20 protein-coding genes are annotated in these 16,778 nt (G+C 56.1%); 14 read left to right on the plus strand and 6 right to left on the minus strand.

The features are described 5' to 3' along the window. The first annotated feature begins 90 nt into the window (after positions 1 to 90). The 3 genes from G9X48_RS04080 (at position 91) to G9X48_RS04090 (ending at position 2,756) form a co-directional block, all read left to right on the plus strand. Complete coding sequence (locus G9X48_RS04080) at positions 91 to 708, plus strand: histidine phosphatase family protein (protein ID WP_041460762.1); 618 nt, start codon at positions 91 to 93, stop codon at positions 706 to 708. A gap of 98 nt (positions 709 to 806) precedes the next feature. Further along, positions 807 to 1,574: a hypothetical protein gene (locus G9X48_RS04085; protein WP_097641093.1), complete on the plus strand. Its 768-nt coding sequence runs from the start codon at positions 807 to 809 to the stop codon at positions 1,572 to 1,574. Between the two features lie 123 nt (positions 1,575 to 1,697). Next, positions 1,698 to 2,756, plus strand: coding sequence for a ParB/Srx family N-terminal domain-containing protein (locus G9X48_RS04090; RefSeq protein ID WP_097585150.1), 1,059 nt, complete (start codon positions 1,698 to 1,700; stop codon positions 2,754 to 2,756). A gap of 4 nt (positions 2,757 to 2,760) precedes the next feature. Here the strand turns inward: G9X48_RS04090 and G9X48_RS04095 are convergent, their stop codons facing one another. After that, the gene (locus G9X48_RS04095; protein ID WP_097641094.1) at positions 2,761 to 3,291 is read right to left on the minus strand and encodes a GNAT family N-acetyltransferase; all 531 of its coding nucleotides are present in this window, start codon (positions 3,289 to 3,291) and stop codon (positions 2,761 to 2,763) included. 293 nt (positions 3,292 to 3,584) lie between these two features. Between G9X48_RS04095 and G9X48_RS04100 the strand changes: the two genes are divergently transcribed. The 5 genes from G9X48_RS04100 (at position 3,585) to G9X48_RS04120 (ending at position 8,057) form a co-directional block, all read left to right on the plus strand. Then, positions 3,585 to 4,793, plus strand: coding sequence for an MFS transporter (locus G9X48_RS04100; protein ID WP_097641095.1), 1,209 nt, complete (start codon positions 3,585 to 3,587; stop codon positions 4,791 to 4,793). Between the two features lie 315 nt (positions 4,794 to 5,108). Next, positions 5,109 to 6,047, plus strand: coding sequence for an omptin family outer membrane protease Cpa (gene cpa, locus G9X48_RS04105; RefSeq protein ID WP_032989735.1), 939 nt, complete (start codon positions 5,109 to 5,111; stop codon positions 6,045 to 6,047). Between the two features lie 248 nt (positions 6,048 to 6,295). After that, on the plus strand, positions 6,296 to 6,838 hold the full coding sequence (locus G9X48_RS04110) for a CpmJ protein (protein WP_097641096.1): 543 nt from the start codon (positions 6,296 to 6,298) through the stop codon (positions 6,836 to 6,838). Positions 6,839 to 6,921: 83 nt separating this feature from the next. After that, on the plus strand, positions 6,922 to 7,617 hold the full coding sequence (locus G9X48_RS04115) for a YafY family protein (protein WP_097641097.1): 696 nt from the start codon (positions 6,922 to 6,924) through the stop codon (positions 7,615 to 7,617). A gap of 56 nt (positions 7,618 to 7,673) precedes the next feature. Then, positions 7,674 to 8,057 (plus strand): VOC family protein, encoded by a 384-nt coding sequence (locus G9X48_RS04120; RefSeq protein WP_097648218.1) that lies wholly within the window; start codon positions 7,674 to 7,676, stop codon positions 8,055 to 8,057. A 52-nt stretch (positions 8,058 to 8,109) separates the two neighbouring features. Here G9X48_RS04120 and G9X48_RS04125 read toward each other — a convergent pair whose 3' ends face one another. Then, positions 8,110 to 9,000 (minus strand): transcriptional regulator, encoded by an 891-nt coding sequence (locus G9X48_RS04125; RefSeq protein WP_054623924.1) that lies wholly within the window; start codon positions 8,998 to 9,000, stop codon positions 8,110 to 8,112. A gap of 391 nt (positions 9,001 to 9,391) precedes the next feature. Between G9X48_RS04125 and G9X48_RS04130 the strand changes: the two genes are divergently transcribed. Together G9X48_RS04130 and G9X48_RS04135 are read left to right on the plus strand one after the other, a co-directional pair. Beyond that, complete coding sequence (locus tag G9X48_RS04130) at positions 9,392 to 9,703, plus strand: type II toxin-antitoxin system HigB family toxin (RefSeq protein WP_007705726.1); 312 nt, start codon at positions 9,392 to 9,394, stop codon at positions 9,701 to 9,703. Beyond that, entirely contained in the window at positions 9,700 to 10,119 is a 420-nt protein-coding gene (locus G9X48_RS04135) for a helix-turn-helix domain-containing protein (protein ID WP_007705727.1), read from the plus strand. The genes G9X48_RS04130 and G9X48_RS04135 overlap by 4 nt, the downstream gene beginning before the upstream one ends. Positions 10,120 to 10,285: 166 nt before the next feature. Here the strand turns inward: G9X48_RS04135 and G9X48_RS04140 are convergent, their stop codons facing one another. Beyond that, positions 10,286 to 10,642: a nuclear transport factor 2 family protein gene (locus G9X48_RS04140; RefSeq protein WP_007854402.1), complete on the minus strand. Its 357-nt coding sequence runs from the start codon at positions 10,640 to 10,642 to the stop codon at positions 10,286 to 10,288. Between the two features lie 79 nt (positions 10,643 to 10,721). Continuing rightward, positions 10,722 to 11,165 (minus strand): NUDIX domain-containing protein, encoded by a 444-nt coding sequence (locus G9X48_RS04145; RefSeq protein ID WP_097641099.1) that lies wholly within the window; start codon positions 11,163 to 11,165, stop codon positions 10,722 to 10,724. Between the two features lie 149 nt (positions 11,166 to 11,314). Here G9X48_RS04145 and G9X48_RS04150 point away from each other — a divergent pair, with 149 nt between their 5' ends. Continuing rightward, positions 11,315 to 11,800: a DinB family protein gene (locus G9X48_RS04150; RefSeq protein ID WP_097641100.1), complete on the plus strand. Its 486-nt coding sequence runs from the start codon at positions 11,315 to 11,317 to the stop codon at positions 11,798 to 11,800. Positions 11,801 to 11,840: 40 nt separating this feature from the next. Here the strand turns inward: G9X48_RS04150 and G9X48_RS04155 are convergent, their stop codons facing one another. Further along, a complete protein-coding gene (locus G9X48_RS04155) occupies positions 11,841 to 12,752 on the minus strand; it encodes an ABC transporter six-transmembrane domain-containing protein (RefSeq protein ID WP_032989726.1) in 912 nt (303 codons plus the stop codon). Between the two features lie 100 nt (positions 12,753 to 12,852). Here G9X48_RS04155 and G9X48_RS04160 point away from each other — a divergent pair, with 100 nt between their 5' ends. The 3 genes from G9X48_RS04160 to G9X48_RS04170 all read left to right on the plus strand — a co-directional run bounded on the left by G9X48_RS04160 (position 12,853) and on the right by G9X48_RS04170 (position 15,815). Continuing rightward, the gene (locus G9X48_RS04160; protein ID WP_081225700.1) at positions 12,853 to 13,410 is read left to right on the plus strand and encodes a TetR/AcrR family transcriptional regulator; all 558 of its coding nucleotides are present in this window, start codon (positions 12,853 to 12,855) and stop codon (positions 13,408 to 13,410) included. Positions 13,411 to 13,708: 298 nt separating this feature from the next. Further along, positions 13,709 to 15,016, plus strand: a complete 1,308-nt coding sequence (locus tag G9X48_RS04165) for an MFS transporter (RefSeq protein WP_007873133.1) — start codon at positions 13,709 to 13,711, stop codon at positions 15,014 to 15,016. Then, positions 15,009 to 15,815: a substrate-binding domain-containing protein gene (locus G9X48_RS04170; protein ID WP_097641101.1), complete on the plus strand. Its 807-nt coding sequence runs from the start codon at positions 15,009 to 15,011 to the stop codon at positions 15,813 to 15,815. The genes G9X48_RS04165 and G9X48_RS04170 overlap by 8 nt, the downstream gene beginning before the upstream one ends. Here the strand turns inward: G9X48_RS04170 and G9X48_RS04175 are convergent. Beyond that, on the minus strand, positions 15,790 to 16,689 hold the full coding sequence (locus G9X48_RS04175) for a LysR family transcriptional regulator (protein WP_097641102.1): 900 nt from the start codon (positions 16,687 to 16,689) through the stop codon (positions 15,790 to 15,792). The genes G9X48_RS04170 and G9X48_RS04175 overlap by 26 nt on opposite strands. Positions 16,690 to 16,778: the final 89 nt, after the last annotated feature.

The raw sequence follows: 16,778 nt of genomic DNA on the forward strand, positions 1-16,778 counted from the left end.
TCTGTCTTTTCCATAACGGAAACAGGGGGCCTTTACCGTTTTAGCATGGCGGTCTGTGACCGGAACCGCTTTTTTGCAGGGAATGACGTTATGAATCTTCTCCTTATCCGTCATGCCGAAACAGAATGGAACCGTGGCGGGCTCATTCAGGGGCATCATGACAGCGCGCTGACGGCGCGTGGCTTGCAGGAAACCACAGCGCTCCTGACTGCTCTGGCGCACGAATTCCCCTCTGTTGACGCGGTGTACACATCTCCCGCGGGCCGCGCGCGCCATATGGGTGACGCCATCGCGAGCCATTTTCGCTGCCCACTCTCTGTTGAGCCTCTATTACGTGAGCAGGCGTTTGGTGATTACGAAGGCCTGTCGCGGGTGCAGTTGCAGCGAGATGAGCCTCTCAGCGCAGAAGCGCTGTTTTCAACTGATGCGTTATTTACGCCGCCCGGCGGTGAATCGCTCGCGTATGCCGCGCAGCGTCTTCTGTCTTTCATCCAGAATGATCTCGCCGCAACCTCACACGCAACCTGCTGCGTCGTGACGCACGGGCATATCCTTCAGGGCGCGCTGGCGCTCCTCAAAGACGGCAATATCGATAACTTCCCGCGCTATGCGCAGCCTAACGCCAGCTATGCGCGGTTAACGTTTACGGCGGACCGCTGCGACGTCATTCAGTGGGGCATCGCGACCCATTTGCGACACCTGTCATAAACGCCGAAAACTTTCGCCGCTCTTAAGTCTTCCTTAAGATTAATCCTATAACTTCACTCTGGATCCTGCCCCTGTCGGGCCGTACCGGAGCACACTCTATGCAAAACACTACCTCTGCGCTCAGCAAAGTTCCTGCCGTCACCGCCGCGTTCTGGCTGACGAAAATCGCCGCGACCACGCTGGGTGAAACCGGCGGCGATGCGGTCACGATGTCCATGGATCTCGGTTATCTCACCGGCACGCTCATCTTCGCGGCGATCTTCCTCGCAGCGGTGGTCGTGCAGATCCGCCATCACAGCTTTAATAGGTGGATCTACTGGTTCACGGTGGTCGCCACCACGACGGTCGGCACCACGCTTGCAGATTTCGCCGACCGCTCATTAGGTATCGGTTATCTCGGCGGTACGGTGTTGTTGAGTAGTCTGCTGGTGCTTTCGCTGCTGGTCTGGCGCGTGACATGCGGCACTATTGCCGTGGATTCGGTTAACAGCGTGCGTACCGAAAGCTTCTACTGGGTGACGATTATGTTCTCCCAGACGCTTGGCACGGCGCTCGGCGACTGGACAGCAGACAGTGAAGGCTTCGGTTATGACGGCGGCATCCTGCTGTTCGTGGGCGCACTGGCGGTTATCTGGCTCGCGAGCCGCTTTACCTCGATTTCGCGCACCGTGCTGTTCTGGGCTGCATTTATCCTCACCCGTCCACTCGGCGCGGTGGTGGGCGATTTCCTCGATAAACCCATCGCCAAAGGCGGTCTTGAGCTCAGCCGTTACGGCGCATCTGCCACACTGGTAGGAATGATTCTGGTCTGCCTGTGGGTCTTCCCGCATCGCGCAGCGCTGAAAAAACGCGCACCGGTATTCTGAGTTCTTCCTTCTTACCCGCGGCACGCGCCGCGGGTTCTCCTCTCTGTTTTTCCTTTCACAACGGTTTTGCCCTCGCTGCCCTGTGCCGTACACTGTCTCTTAGTACACATGCAGGAAGCTCAAATGACACATTACTGGTGGAAAGATTTACACGATCGTAATGACGCCTGGCTGGGGCTTGCGCTGACGGTAAAGGGCGAAACGCCCCCAGGCCTGGCGCTGGAGATGCGGAGCGGACATCACGGACGCATGGCGTTGCAGCTGCGCGGCGAAACGCTTTTCTGGGCTTCGATGCTGAAAGATTATTCCGGCGTCTGGCTCGTCACCAACCGTGAGCATCCCGATCAGCAAAATTTGCTGCCGCCGGTGCGCTCTGAGGACATTGAAGCCATCAAACGCAAGGGTGACGGCGCGTGGACGGGCGAGTGGTGCCGCTATTTCGCGCGTCAGCTGATGGATTCTCCCGCGCCGCTGCTGGCGCCGCGCGACTGGCTGTTGCGCCCGATGCTGCCCGCGAAACGCCAGTCGTCATACCTGCGCAACACCACGCCCGACATCGACCAGTGGTATTTCAAAACGCCCCCCAGCGCAGGCGACTGGAGTGTGGACTGGGCGCTTTATGGCGAAGATTTTCGCTCGCTCACTGACCCGGAGCACGTCCGGCTGGTGGACTGGTGGTGGGGCGGCCATCTGCTGATGGGCCGTTATCCGGTTGATCCGCACGCCGGGCGTCTTAAGTGGTGGCGTAAAAAATGCCGCGAGGGCGCGCTGCCGCCGGTGCTGGTCTGGTATGTCGCCGGGCTGGCGTCTTATATCGTGCTGGACGGCCATTATCGCCTGCACGCCGCGATGGAAGAGGGCATCCCGCCTTCATTCCTGGTGCTGAGCGAATACGCCGAGCGGGAGTTCCCGGCGGACGAGGCGCAGCGCGAGCGGGTGCAGCGGGCGCTGGCGTTACAGCAGGCGAACAATCCGGGCTGCAATATTGATGGCATTAATCAGACGTTAATTAATCTGTGGGACCGGCGTTATCTTTACGCCGAAACGCACAGCCGCGCCACGCTCGGCAACGGCGAAGGCTGGGCGCGTGAGGTCACGGCTTACCTGCGCCGCCACGGACAGACGACGTATCTTGAGAATGTCCTTAACGGCACGGAAAACCCGGTCGACGACGCCGGGTGAAGGCTTACAACGCGCGCCACTCGTCGTGAGCCAGAGTGTACAGCAGGCTCGGCGGCGCGTTATCGACATCATGGATCTCACGCACGTAGCGCAATCCTGCGTGCGTCAGCACTTTGCGAGATGCCAGATGATTGCTGCGCACTACCGCAGAGACTGCCTCAAGCGCCAGATCTTCAAACCCATAGCGAACGGCGAAGCGGGCGAACTCTGTCGCCAGACCCTGTCCCCACGCCTGCGTTGCAAAACGGTAGCCGAGATTATTCATTTCCACGTCCGCATAGCGGCGCAGGCTCAACCCGCCAAAACCGATGGTCTCATCGGGCGCAGTGGTTAACGCGATGCGCCAGTTCCCAAAACCATAAGCCTGCCAGTGCGTCAGCCAGCGATCCATCACACTTTCCGCGTGCGCGCGGTTGGGGTACGGCCCCGCCGGGTTAAAGGTGTTGGTCGCCGGAGAGCCGTAAATCCGGAATAAATCGTCCACATCGCCCTCTGTGACCGGCCGCAGCCGCAGACGCGCCGTCTCTGCAAACATACGTATTTCCTCAAAATTGCGCCGCCTCTGTTATAGCGCAGATGCGGATACAGAACGACTCACCGTCTGGTCATAAGGAAAAAGATAACGCCTAAGGAGAGTTGACCAGTCGAATAATCCGCCGGTCTGCTTTTCTGAAGATTTTTCGGCGGCTCGTGTTAAGTGTCTGAACGGCCTTCAAAAAATAGTTTATGGTTAAAGTGTAAAGATATATCGGGCGAAACAGGGACTGGCCGCTACCGGTTCCCTGTCATCATGTGTGTCGCCTCGCGACCACGACGAAAGGAGTAGTAATGCGTGCGGAAGTCACCCTGCCTGTCGGGCAGCAGAACAGAAATATTTTTCGGCTGGCGACGGCCCAGGCGCTCGCGGGCGCAAATTCGGTGGTGTTTTACGCGACCGGGGCGATTGTCGGTGACGTGATGGCACCCGATAAGGCGCTGGCGACGCTGCCGCTGACGATTTTCGTCGTCGGGATGGCGGCATTGATCCTGCCTTTTGGCGCGCTTGCCCGCCGTTATGGCCGCCGCGCGGCGTTTATGGCAGGTACCAGTACGGGCGTGCTGACCGGGTTGACCGCTGCCTTTGCCGTGGTGACCGGCTCCTTCTGGCTCTTTTGCATCGCCGGGTTTATGAGTGGCGCGTATGCCGCCGTCGCGGTGTCATTTCGCTTCGCGGCCACCGATGGCGTGGCGCGCGAACGGCGGGCGAGGGCGCTGTCGCTGGTGATGGGCGGCGGCGTGGCGGCAGGCATTGTCGGCCCGATGCTGGTCAACGGTACGATGGATCTCTGGCCGCCCTATACCTTTGCCGCCACATACCTTGCCCAGGCGCTGGTGGCGGCGGTGTCCGCGGTGGTGCTCTGGGGCGTAAAAGCGCCCGATCCGGTCGCGCCTGAACATCAGGTACGCGGACGACCGCTTCGTGACATCGTGCGCCAGCCGGGCTTCAGCCGCACCGTATTCAGCGGCGCGGTGGCGTATATGGTGATGAATTTTCTGATGACGGCCACGCCGCTGTCGATGCATATGCATGGCCTTTCACTCCAGGATGCGAACCTGGGCATTCAGTGGCATGTCATTGCCATGTACGCGCCGGGTTTCTTTACCGGCAAGCTGATTACCCGTTTTGGTGCCACGCGCATCGCCGCACTGGGGCTTGCGATCTCTGCGCTTTCTGTGGTGGCGGGCCTTGCCGGAACGGCGGTCGGGCACTACTGGCTGCTGCTGATTTTACTCGGTATCGGCTGGAATTTCGGTTTTACCGGCGCGTCGGCCCAAATCCTTGACTATCACCGCCCGGAGGAGAAAAACCGTGTGCAATCGCTGAATGATTTTGTGGTATTTGGCGTGATGATCGTGGGCTCGTTTTCTTCTGGTGCCCTGCTAACGCTGGTGGGCTGGAACGCCGTGCTGTGGTGCTCGCTGGTGCCGCTGGTCGTCGCCATGATAGCGTTGCTGGCTGAAAAACGGCGAGCGACGGCGTCATTAAACCGTTATTAGCCTATATTGCGCCAGGCGATCGGCGCTGGCGCAATATAACATCACGCGATTTTATTAGCCCGCGAATAATAAAGCCATAAAATAAAGTGAAACGCCCGAAGCGTAGCGGTAGCGGGTAAGTGCCATAAGCAAATTCTTTACCGGCAGAAATATTGTAAACCTACTACTATCGTCAGCTATTCTAAAAACTTGAGAGATTTTTTGCCGAGCCTGCCATATTTCAGAGTCATCTGCAGCGTCGGTTGAATACCTATATCTACAGGGATATTCTTTACGCGCATTTTTAATGTGCGTAAAAATTTAATGGAATAATATATGAATAAGAAACTTATTGTCGTGGCGATGATAGCTGCTTCCGGCTCGGCGAATGCCGCTTCTTCTGTAACACTGATGCCAGATTTTTCTGCGCAAAGCGTGGCTGTCTCCACATCACTGGGGATGCTGGCAGGGGAGTCGAAAGAATTTGTATATGACTCCAGTACAGGTCGTAAAATCAGTCAGCTGAACTGGAAAATTAAAAATAATCTCATCCTTAAAGGCGATGTTTCCTGGGATGCATGGCCTTTCCTGACCCTGAATGCGCGCGGCTGGACAACCCTGAGTTCTGGTAACGGGCATATGGAAGATTATGACTGGCAAAAAGAAGATCAGTCTCACTGGACCGATCGTTCACGCCATCCTGATACCGATCTGAATTATGCCAATGAATATGATTTAAACCTGAAAGGCTGGGTACTGAAAGGGGATGATTATAAAGTCGGCGTTATGGCCGGTTATCAACAAACCCGTTTCAGCTGGACCGCCTATGGCGGCTCCTTTAACTATGCGAATGGCAATGATGTTGGCAGCTTCCCGAACGGTGCCCGCGGTATCGGTTACCAGCAGAAATACAGCATGCCGTATATTGGCCTGACCGGTCAGTATCGTTATCAGGACTTTGAAGTGAACGCGCAGTTTAAATTCAGCGACTGGGTGACCGCGAAGGATAACGACGAGCATTATATGCGCGATCTGACGTTCCGTGAAAAAGCTAACGACTCCCGTTACTATGGCCTCGCCGTTGATGCCGGTTATTATGTGCTCCCGAATACGAAACTTTTCGCTGAGTTCAGCTATAACCGCTATGAGGAAGGGAAAAGCGGTACGCAGATGATTAATAACGCGACCGGAACGTCTTTTTCGGATAATGGCGATGCCGCCGGCCTGCAAAACAAAAACTATACAATTACCGCAGGTCTTCAGTACCGTTTCTGATGCCGTTAAAAAACCCGCTGCCGGCGGGTTTTTTTCACACATATCCTGTACCGATAACCTCGTCAGCATTTCTTCATCCCTTTCCTCGTGGCTGTTCCCCGCTAAAACTGCACGCTTCTGAAGAATATCCTCAATCGATATGTGGATCAGAAAGCGAACTTCCATCATGCTATATTTCGTCAGGCGACTGGCGCTGGCGAAAGGCGATTTTTCTGCCGACAATACTTATTTCAAAAGGATCCATTGAGATGAAACTGAGCGCGCTGTTTATCGCCTCTCTGCTCATGGCGGGCTATGTCAGTACCAGCCAGGCTGTTCCCGTGGCGCTGAAAGATGGCCCGAACACGCTGGATATCAATCAGGATGGCGCGAACGATCTGATTTTCAGCGCCACCTATGACAATAATACCTCTCACCCCAGCAGCACGCTGACGGTTTATATTCAGAAAGACCACGCCTGGCTGATTGTTCCGGTGCCGGATGACGATGGCTTTACGTGGAACGATTTTCGGCTTTCCGCCTCAACCACGAAAATCAGCGGCTATGAACCGTATCAGGTTAATCATATTTTCTATCTGGTCCGGGCGGTGAAAATGGCGGAGTCTTCAGAAAGTACTGATTTAACCGATGCCACGAAAGTGAAGTTCACGCGCTACCGGATAGCCAGTAATACCGCCGATCCGGGCGTCGCGGCCTTTTTCTGGCAGCCGTCCGGCAGTTACGTGACGGACGCCGCGTACAGCGATGTGGACGAGGCTTTTCGCACACTGAATCTGGATAAGTTTCTGTGAGACGGGCGACGGACAGGGCTTTACTTGTCGTAGGCTGATCCCACAACACGCCGCTTAGGACGCATACAGCACTGAGACCCGACATGACCCGGACACAACGGCTTTTAGAACTGCTCCAGCTTTTGCGATCCTACCGTTACCCGGTGACGGCGATGACGCTCGCGGAACGGCTTGATATCAGCGTGCGCAGTATTTATCGCGATATCGAGACACTGAAAATGCAGGGTGTGGATATCGAAGGCAGCGCGGGGATTGGTTATGTCCTGCAATCCGATTACCACCTGCCGCCGCTGATGTTTGATGCGCATGAAGTTGACGCGCTGATACTCGGCCTGCACTGGGTGATGCGCCATACCGACCCGCAACTGGAAGCCGCGGCCCGTAACGCGGTGGCGAAAATTCACGCCATTCTTCCGGAGAATCTCGCGCAGCAGATAAATTCCCCGTCGCTGATGGTGGCACCGACCGGCAATGAAGGTAGCCTTCGGTTTCTGACGGATATTCGCAGCGCAATCCATCAGCGCAGAAAGCTTGAGCTGGTCTATACCGATAAAGACGGCACGGCGTCATCGCGTCTCGTGTGGCCGATTGCGCTGGGTTTTTTTGACGCGGTCAGGGTACTGGCGTGCTGGTGCGAGCTGCGCCAGGCGTTCCGCCATTTTCGTATCGACCGGATGCAACAGGTGGCCATTAGCGAGCAGTTGTGTCCGCAATCGCGTTATAAGTTGCTGAAAGAGTGGAAAAGCGCGGAAGGTATCGCGCAGGCGAAAAACTACTGACAAAAACTGTCACACCTCGCTGTTACTGTCATGGCTCACTACACAAGGAGAGCCAAATGATCACTGCCGATATGTCTATTCTCTATGTTGAGAACGTCCTTAAGAGCGCTGAGTTTTATTCCACGCTGCTCGGCTGCGAGCCGGTTGAGAAACAGCCTGGGTTCGCGTTATTCGTGCTGGAGAACGGTTTTAAACTGGGGCTGTGGTCATGCTATACGGTTGAGCCGGTCGTGAATCAGCGTGCGCTAGTGCCATCGGGTGAAATCGTCTTTAAGGTGCAGGCGCGGGACGAGGTCGAACATTTTTATACGCTGTGGTGCATGGAGCGTCACGCGACGGTGATCCAGAGCCCGGTCGAGCTTGATTTCGGTTACACCTTCGCGGTGATGGATCCGGACGGTCACCGTTTGCGCGTCTGTTATCTCAATCCGGAAATGTGACCAGCAGTGAGGAAAACTGGTCAGCGCCAGTTTTCCTGCATTCACGCCCCTGTCAGAAAAAAGTTCTGCCGAGCGGGATAATATCGCACCACTGTTTTTTATAGCTCCAGAACGCTTTATAGATCCCGAGCGAAAAACGCATCGTCTTATTTTCTCTGGCGCACAACGCGCGGGCGTTACTTGTATTCAGCCATAACAAAATGCTGCCCAGATTGAGGGTGGTGTACTGCGGATCGTAGCCGCCATTGATATCATCGAAATAGATCCACTCAGGGTTGTTGCACATAAAAATAATATCGAACGCGCAGGGCCTGTCATGCAGAAACAGTATGCTGCCAAAAATCAGGTGCCGCAGCGCATCAAAGGTGCGCACCAGATCTTCATATTTAAAGCAGTAAATTTTTCCCTGCCAGCGCAGGGTGAAAAGCTCGATATATATCGCGGCTAACTCTTCTGAGGAAAAATGGCTCGCGTCACGCACCACACCACCCATGGCGCAGAATTTCTCAAACTCCTTGCGGCGCTTTTTCTCCGACGTTTTCGAGATGTTCTCTTTGATATACGCAACCTTATGCTTAAGTCGCCCGGAGAAAAGCGCATTCACAAACGCGCCTTTATGGTGGGGTGAAAGGCGTTTATTGGTGACCGGCAGATAGCCGCGTTTATTGGCGCGCAGGGGAAATAACACATCATCAAAGACAACAGGAAAATGCCGGTGCTGCAGGCTGCACTTTCCATTGACGGAAAAGCAGGCGCCTGTATCTTCATTACCGTCTCTGAGCGCGAAATAACGCAGCGTCAGATTTTGCTCACGACTTAAAAAATGCAGCACATCAGGATGACAGCAAATCGAACCGCCGAACTGATGGTATATCCGCGCGTAATGGGCCGCGTCACAGGGTTGCCAGCCTGTCAGGTTTCCGATGACGTTTTTGAACTGCATAGTGCTGCACCTGTATAAAATTGCTGTGAAAATGCGTTAAACATGACTTTAAATAGACAGTCAGGCAGAAAATATCCGCCATTGTGCTCTCGCCAGGTTAAGAGAACATTAAGCACACGCGCAGCGTCAGCCGCTTGCATGACATCGCGTGTTTTATGTGGTCAATCAGAAGGTATCCGTTACACAGAAGTCGTCTTCTGAGCAGCTTGTGCTGGTTGTCGGTTCGCCAGTGGGGGGCAGGAGGCGGGCTGGGCGACTATCGCGATGAATATGCCCTTAAAGGAGCATTACTATCAGCGACCTCCTCAGCCGCACCATAAGCTGTGTTGTCGACAAGGTTATAGTGCGTTATAGTGTTTACATAATGTGAACGAAAGAAGGGAATCTCTCAATGCACGTCATTTCCAAAGAGCCATTTGAACAAGCGGCACGGCTCTTTCCAAACGACGCCACAGCCATAAAGGCGCTGTTTCGCCTGGTATGCGAAACAGATTTTAAATCGCCTGATGAACTTCGCGCCGCCGTGCCAAGTCTGGACAATTTTAAGTACCGTAACAAATGGTGGGTGTTAGATGTGGGTGGCAACAACCTGAGGGTTATCGCCTACATCAATTTCGTGAATAAACGCTTCTACGTGAAGCATATCGCTACCCACGCCGAATACGATAAGCTGACTCGCTACTATCGGGAGAACAAAGAATGATCGCCGACACCACTAAAGCTATTGAAGCAACAAAACAACTGGTAGCGGCTGTCCCTCTGCTGGGGGGAAGCTCTTCTGAGAAGGACTACCGTGACGCGCTGGCGCTGGTGGATTACCTGATTGACCACGACGACGAAAACCCGCTGATCGACTTACTGGCAGCCAAAATTGCCGATTACGAAGACAACAGCGAACGCTTTGCAGAGTTCAACAAAGAAGTTGCAGAAATGCCGGTGGGCGTCGCGCTGCTGCGCACGCTGATTGACCAGCATAAGCTGTCCTACGCCGATCTGAAGGAAGAAATTGGCTCTAAATCGCTGGTCAGCCAGATCCTTTCCGGTCAGCGCTCCCTGACGATCTCGCACATTAAGGCACTTTCCGCTCGCTTTGGCGTTAAGCCGCAATGGTTTCTGTGATATAGCCATTTCCAGCCCGCGTAACGGCGGGCTTTTTATTGCCACCCACCAAAAGCATTGACTCATGTGAAATGACTTTCGGCAGAATTCTCGCATGCCCGGCGCTGATAAAACGCTTTTGACTTTTCCATGGACGGCACAAGCCCGCGCGCCGGGCAAATGCGCGTCAGAGTAGCGTGGTTTTTAAACCGAGAACCTGCCAGTCACCGTGGCGTTTAACCCAGGTGCGAAAGTGGTGAAACCGACCATTCAGCGGCTCACCGGCGTAAGTGCCGGTGATGACCACGCAGGTATCGATAATAATACAGTGCTCATCTTGCCGGGATTCAAAGGATTCACGCTCGATCGCCTGGATAGTAATGGCACCGCTGCTATGCAGGCCGATATCCTGCGCTTTGGTGACGCGCTGTCCGGCGTGATTGATAAAGAGCAGATCGTCGGCGATTAACGCCGTAAGGGCCGCCACGTCAGAGTTTTTCATGGCGGTAAAGAGCGTATCTTCGAGTTGCAGCGGCAGGTTCATGGCATTTCCCTCAGGTCAGAAGTTACACTAACAGCCTGAGCCTGGCTGTAAACCCGTGGAAATTTGTAGGTAACTGCCTTCAGTGCGCCGCCATTACCTCAAGCAGCAGTTCCCGCGGGTAGATGGTGTCGGTCGTGTTAGTGAGGGCTTCTGCCGACCACCAGCGGTTATCGTGAATGACGCGCTTTTCGCTGGCGGTCCAGCCTGAAAAGTCGGTCTCTTCATGGTCAACGTGAATGATAAAAAAGCGCTCGTCGGCCAGTACCGTTTCGCCATTCGGCAACAGCATCGTAAAGGTGCGCTGCGCCACTTCCGGGCCGGAGGATGTGCGCACAATACCGGTTTCTTCCCGTAATTCACGTATCGCCGCCTCCTGGAAGGACTCTCCGTCTTCGACGCCGCCGCCCGGCGTCGCCCAGTAGGTGCGCCCGGCAAGCGCGTCGTCGCGGTGGGTAAAGTGAAACAGCAATAACCGGTGATCGGGGCTCATAATCAGCAGCCGTGAGGCGGGACGTGTACGCATGACAGGGCCTTTTTATCAAGTGTTAACGCCGCAGCGAGTATACCGGAATGCACACACAGATTTGCCTGAACCCTTAATATTGGCAGCCACGGTCAGCGCAGCGCTGTGTTAATTTAGTGGCATAAGTAAATACTCAACAGGAAAACAGAATGAACAGGGATACGCTGGTTACGTTGCTGAAATATAAGCGTTGGGCCGATGCCGGAACGCTGGCGTCCGTCAAAGCCGTTGACGCCACGGCGCACCCGGAGAAGCGTCGCCTGATGCAGCGGCTGATGAACCATATTTATGTGGTCGACCGCATTTTTCAGGCCAACCTGACGGGACAGGCGCACGGCTATACGGCGCTCAATACCCCGGAAACGCCGGATGTTGAAACGCTGGAAACGACAATGCGCGACTATGTGGACGGGTATATCGCCCACGTGAGCGCGATGAGCGAGGCGGATTTCGATGAGACCATTCGCTTTCGGTTTACCGACGGTAGCCACGGCGAGATGAAAGCGCTTGATATGCTGAACCATATGCTTTTCCACGGCACCTATCACCGGGGCGCGGTCGGCTGGCTCGTCGCGGAGTGCGGCGGCGTCGCGTTTAAGGATGTGCTGACGGTTTTCCTGCGCGATCATGTGTGATCCCAGGCCGCCCAACGGAGCGGCCACAGACTTACCGATGTTATTCAGCGGCCGCGGTTTCCGCCTCTGTCGTCACGCGTTTACCGATATCTTTCAGCTGTGAATACTTTTCCAGCAGTTGCGGCGCATCATCCAGACTCGTGACAAACATCCACATATACGTCATGACCGAATAGATGTGCCCGGCGTTGATCGCGGCTGAGTGCGTCATCATCACCACCGTAAAGCTGAACAGCAGCGCGGCCAGCACGCCAATGGTGAAATATCCCATCGCTTCACGATCCGAAAGCGTGATGCGAAGCCTCGCCAGCAGCTGATAATGCCGCTGCAGGGCGCGCGGCGCGGCGTGCGTCACCATATCGATCTCTTTTTCAAGCCGGTTATTGAGCCTGCCGTAAAGCGCCTCATTGCGCCGGGTAAACCGCGTCAGAAAGCAGGCCAGCACGGCCAGGATGCCGAGACACGCCATCCCCGTCCAGAACTCAATCAGCAGCAGCATCACGGCGGCACCGGCCATGGACGCCACAGAGGTTATCAGCGTCGGCAGATGCAGCTCGAAGAAATCGACAAACTCTCTGGAGAGCGCGACCCGCGCCGCAATCGTCGAATGGTTAAGGCTTTTCTGCCGCTGCGCCAGCACCACCGAGACGGCGAGGCCCGCATAAATACGGGCGAACGTGCGCGTATCGACACTGCGCCGCGTCGCGCCCAGCAGCCAGATAAACAGCACCATCAGCCCGTAGAGCATCGCGTTCCAGACGTTGCCTGCCAGAATCGCGTTAATGCAGATCCCCGCCAGCACCGGGTAGAGCAGGTACGTGACGTTCTCGGCGATCACCAGAAAGAAGGTAAAAAAGAGCTTCTTGCGGTGGCGTCGCGCCAGCGTTTTCAGCGTGCCGGCGGCGCTGGCGGTGGCAGGTGAGGTCGGGATATTTACGCTGTGCGTCTTCATGATTTCTGTTAATCTTCGGTTAGAGCATTTGCTCAAGTGGGGTGGGATGCTATTTGAGCAACTGCTCAAAGTCAACCAGAGAACAGCAGAGCGGGCCTTTGTGAAAGAGAAAATCATTAATGCGGCGATCGCCCTGTTTATTGAACAGGGCATTGAAAACGTCAAAACGCGCGATCTGACGGAGCACCTGGGGATTTCGCGCAGCCATATCTATCACTATTTCAAAAACTGGCAGGCGCTGTGTGTGGAGTCGATTTCCACGTTTCTTGAGAATGAACTGAATGAATTTGTCTTGCGGACGGCATCGTTGCCCGCCCGCGAAAGGCTGAAAGCGTTTATCGAAGGGGTGATTTCCACCACACCGGACCCGACCGCGAAGCTGTACGGCTCGCTGTGGCAGCTCGCGGCCCATAATGCTGAGTATGCACAGTTAATGGAATCGATACTCGCGCGCTGGCATGACGCGCTGGTAGATATTCTCGCGGCGGGCGCGCAGGAAGGCGTGTTTCGCCATATCAATACCGCGCGTTTCGCAAGGCAGCTCGACGCCATGCTGTTCGGCTACAGCGATCATCTCTACACGCTGCCTTCTGATGACGCGCTCCGCCAGGCACAGGACGATATCGACGATTTTATCGGACAGAATTTGCTGGTGTAGCGGTGCCGGTCGCTTTCCATAAGCGGGCCTGAGGGTTGTGAAAACTCGGTAAACATGCCCGTTCACACTCAGGCCTTTGTCACAAAACGGAAAACTGACATTTTTTCATCCGGGCCTGTCCTCGTCCTGGGCGTGATTGTTAAATCTTTGTATATAAAAGCGCTATGGCTAACCGGTAAGCGATTGATGCATAAAACGCATCGGACGATGCGTTTATTACGCTTATTACCTCGATATTTCTGTTCCAGTCTTCAGTAAGAGACGCAACCACAAGCGTTAATGACAACTGGAGACATCAATGCATTCCGCTACCTCACCTGTAAACACCCGTTCCCGGATCGGCGCTATTTTGCGCGTCACGTCCGGCAACTTTCTGGAGCAGTTTGATTTTTTCCTGTTCGGCTTTTATGCCACCTACATCGCGCACACGTTCTTCCCGGCGAGCAGCGAATTCGCCTCGCTGATGATGACGTTCGCGGTGTTTGGCGCAGGCTTTCTGATGCGCCCCATCGGCGCGATAGTGCTGGGCGCGTACATCGATAAAGTGGGCCGCCGCAAAGGTCTGATTATGACGCTCTCTATCATGGCGGCGGGCACCTTTCTGATTGTGCTGATCCCGTCTTATGAGGCCATCGGGCTGTGGGCGCCGCTGTTCGTGCTGATTGGCCGCCTGTTACAGGGCTTTTCTGCCGGTGCGGAGCTCGGCGGCGTGTCGGTGTATCTCGCCGAAATCGCGACGCCGGGGCGCAAAGGCTTTTACACCAGCTGGCAGTCAGGCAGCCAGCAGGTCGCCATTATGGTGGCAGCGGCAATGGGCTTTGCCCTCAACGCGGCGCTGGATCAGTCGGCTATCAGTAGCTGGGGCTGGCGGCTCCCGTTCCTCTTCGGTTGCCTGATTGTGCCGTTTATTTTCGTGCTGCGGCGCAAGCTTGAAGAGACGCAGGAGTTCAGCGCGCGCCGTCACCATCTCGACATGAAACAGGTGTTCCGCATGCTGCTGACCCACTGGCCGGTGGTTGTCGCGGGCATGATGATGGTGGCGATGACCACCACGGCGTTTTATCTCATCACCGTGTATGCGCCCACCTTCGGCAAAAAAGTGCTGATGCTGAGCGCCTCGGACAGCCTGCTGGTGACGCTGCTGGTGGCGATTTCCAACTTCTTCTGGCTGCCGGTGGGTGGCGCGCTTTCTGACCGTTTCGGGCGTAAACCGGTGCTGATTGCCATGACGCTGCTGGCGCTGGCCACCGCGTATCCGGCGCTGATGATGCTGGCAGCGGCACCGGGCTTTTCGATGATGCTGGGCGTACTGCTGTGGCTCTCTTTTCTGTATGGCCTGTACAACGGTGCGATGATTCCGGCGCTTACTGAAATCATGCCCGCCGAGGTGCGTGTCGCTGGTTTCTCGCTCGCCTACAGCCTCGCGACGGCGATTTTCGGCGGCTTTACGCCGGTGATATCGACGGCGCTGATTGAGTACACCGGCGACAAAGCCTCGCCCGGCTACTGGATGAGCTTTGCTGCGCTCTGCGCGCTGCTGGCGACGCTGTACCTTTACCGCCGCAGTACCATGACATTACAGACCGCAGGACGCCGCCATGCATAAGAGAATGACGACATGGATAGCCGCGCTGATGCTCTCGTCGTTAAGCAGTGTGGCGCTGGCGCAGGAAATTACGGTGATGATTTCAGGCGGCTTTAAGGCGGCGCTGGAACAGCTCCGCCCGGGATATGAAAAGCAGAGCGGCAACCAGATTGTGATCGTTCCCGGCCCGTCGATGGGCAAAACGCCGCAGGCGATCCCGAACCGGCTGGCGCGCGGCGAAAAGGCGGATGTGGTGATCATGGTGGGCGACGCCCTGACCAGCCTTGAAAAAGCGGGGCGTACCGCGCCGGGGTCGCGCACGGAGCTTGCGGATTCGCCCATTGGCATGGTGGTAAAGCAGGGCGCGCCGGTGCCCGCAATAAACACCCCGGACGCGCTGCGCCAGACGCTGCTGCAGGCCCGTTCGATTGCCTATTCCGACAGCGCCAGCGGTCGCTATGTCAGTACGACGTTGTTTAAAAAACTGGGGATAGAGGCGCAGGTGGAGACCCGCGCGCGGATGGTGGAGCGCATTCCGGTGGCGTCAGAAGTGGCGAAAGGGAAGTATGCCGTGGGGTTTCAGCAGGTCAGCGAACTGCTGCCGGAGCCCGGCGTGACGTTTGTCGGCGAGTTGCCTGACAGCGTGCAGTACATCACCCGTTTTGCGGGCGCGGTAACGAACAACGCGGCGCATGCCGCCGAAGGCCGCGCGCTGCTGGCGTTTCTGGCGTCACCCGACGCGCAAAAGGTGGTACGCGCCACCGGCATGCGGTCGGTCGCGCAAAAAGCGCCGGTCAGGCTGGTGGATACTGTTCAGTGATGAGCTTTTCGAGTTCCGCTGCCACGTAAGACTGAATACGCCCGCTGCGGCGTATCAGCCCCACGCTGCGTGTGACGACCGGATCGACAAGCCGCAGTGGCACCAGAACGGAGTGCCCCGCCACAGGCATTGACATTGCTGGTACCGCGGCGATGCCAATGCCGGCTTCCACCATGCCAAGCACCGTTGTGACATGGCGGGTTTCACAAATACTTGGACGCGCGGGCGTAATGTGCCCCAGCGCCTGATCGAGCAGGGTACGGTTCCCGGAGACTTTATCCAGACTGATATAATCCTGCTCAAAATAGGCCTTCCAGGTGAGCTGCGCTTTTTTCGCCAGCGGATGATCGCGCCGACAGGCTGCCACGTAGACATCCTCCACCAGCGGGACAAACTCAATGTGCGGCGGCAGATTTCTGCCAAAACAGATGCCGAAATCGGCCTGACCGCTGCTGACGGCGTCGATAACATTGCCGACGCTGCTGTCGATGAGTTTGATGCGCACGCGCGGGTAGCGCGCCTGAAACTGACGGATAATGTCCGGCATAAAGTAATACGCGCCCGACGGCACCGTCGCGACGGTGACAAGCCCCGTGCGTTCCTGGCTCGCCTGCTGGATATCCGCCAGCACCGCTTCGACATTCGCCAGCAGCTGTTCTGAGCGCTCGGCAAAACTCTGCCCGTAGAGCGTTAGCGCCACGCGCCGGGTGGTGCGGTCAAAGAGCCGCGCGCCGAGCGCCGTCTCCAGCTTTTCAATGCGGCGGCTGAGCGCCGATTGCGACAGGCAGATGGACTCCGCCGCGAGCCGGAAACTGCCATACTCCATTAATGCGCGAAACGCATAGATATCGTTCAGGTCAAAGTTTACAGGCATGGCAGCGGCATCCTTTCAGCGTCTCACAGCGACATTATAAAGCGGCGTTTATCATTCACGCCTTTTATCATAGATGACGTGCGGGCGTT

This window comes from Cronobacter sp. HA18006 (assembly GCF_011605445.1).
In the GTDB taxonomy this organism is placed as follows: domain Bacteria; phylum Pseudomonadota; class Gammaproteobacteria; order Enterobacterales; family Enterobacteriaceae; genus Cronobacter; species Cronobacter sakazakii.

What these genes read in the sequence shown, in the direction of transcription:
- G9X48_RS04080 (WP_041460762.1), top strand. Translation starts at nt 91, where the DNA reads ATGAATCTTCTCCTTATCCGTCATGCCGAAACAGAATGGAACCGTGGC.
- G9X48_RS04115 (WP_097641097.1), top strand. Translation starts at nt 6,922, where the DNA reads ATGACCCGGACACAACGGCTTTTAGAACTGCTCCAGCTTTTGCGATCC.
- cpa (WP_032989735.1), top strand. Translation starts at nt 5,109, where the DNA reads ATGAATAAGAAACTTATTGTCGTGGCGATGATAGCTGCTTCCGGCTCG.
- G9X48_RS04170 (WP_097641101.1), top strand. Translation starts at nt 15,009, where the DNA reads ATGCATAAGAGAATGACGACATGGATAGCCGCGCTGATGCTCTCGTCG.
- G9X48_RS04100 (WP_097641095.1), top strand. Translation starts at nt 3,585, where the DNA reads ATGCGTGCGGAAGTCACCCTGCCTGTCGGGCAGCAGAACAGAAATATT.
- G9X48_RS04140 (WP_007854402.1), bottom strand. Translation starts at nt 10,642, where the DNA reads ATGAACCTGCCGCTGCAACTCGAAGATACGCTCTTTACCGCCATGAAA.
- G9X48_RS04175 (WP_097641102.1), bottom strand. Translation starts at nt 16,689, where the DNA reads ATGCCTGTAAACTTTGACCTGAACGATATCTATGCGTTTCGCGCATTA.
- G9X48_RS04145 (WP_097641099.1), bottom strand. Translation starts at nt 11,165, where the DNA reads ATGCGTACACGTCCCGCCTCACGGCTGCTGATTATGAGCCCCGATCAC.
- G9X48_RS04110 (WP_097641096.1), top strand. Translation starts at nt 6,296, where the DNA reads ATGAAACTGAGCGCGCTGTTTATCGCCTCTCTGCTCATGGCGGGCTAT.
- G9X48_RS04130 (WP_007705726.1), top strand. Translation starts at nt 9,392, where the DNA reads ATGCACGTCATTTCCAAAGAGCCATTTGAACAAGCGGCACGGCTCTTT.
- G9X48_RS04165 (WP_007873133.1), top strand. Translation starts at nt 13,709, where the DNA reads ATGCATTCCGCTACCTCACCTGTAAACACCCGTTCCCGGATCGGCGCT.
- G9X48_RS04155 (WP_032989726.1), bottom strand. Translation starts at nt 12,752, where the DNA reads ATGAAGACGCACAGCGTAAATATCCCGACCTCACCTGCCACCGCCAGC.
- G9X48_RS04120 (WP_097648218.1), top strand. Translation starts at nt 7,674, where the DNA reads ATGATCACTGCCGATATGTCTATTCTCTATGTTGAGAACGTCCTTAAG.
- G9X48_RS04090 (WP_097585150.1), top strand. Translation starts at nt 1,698, where the DNA reads ATGACACATTACTGGTGGAAAGATTTACACGATCGTAATGACGCCTGG.
- G9X48_RS04150 (WP_097641100.1), top strand. Translation starts at nt 11,315, where the DNA reads ATGAACAGGGATACGCTGGTTACGTTGCTGAAATATAAGCGTTGGGCC.
- G9X48_RS04135 (WP_007705727.1), top strand. Translation starts at nt 9,700, where the DNA reads ATGATCGCCGACACCACTAAAGCTATTGAAGCAACAAAACAACTGGTA.
- G9X48_RS04095 (WP_097641094.1), bottom strand. Translation starts at nt 3,291, where the DNA reads ATGTTTGCAGAGACGGCGCGTCTGCGGCTGCGGCCGGTCACAGAGGGC.
- G9X48_RS04125 (WP_054623924.1), bottom strand. Translation starts at nt 9,000, where the DNA reads ATGCAGTTCAAAAACGTCATCGGAAACCTGACAGGCTGGCAACCCTGT.
- G9X48_RS04085 (WP_097641093.1), top strand. Translation starts at nt 807, where the DNA reads ATGCAAAACACTACCTCTGCGCTCAGCAAAGTTCCTGCCGTCACCGCC.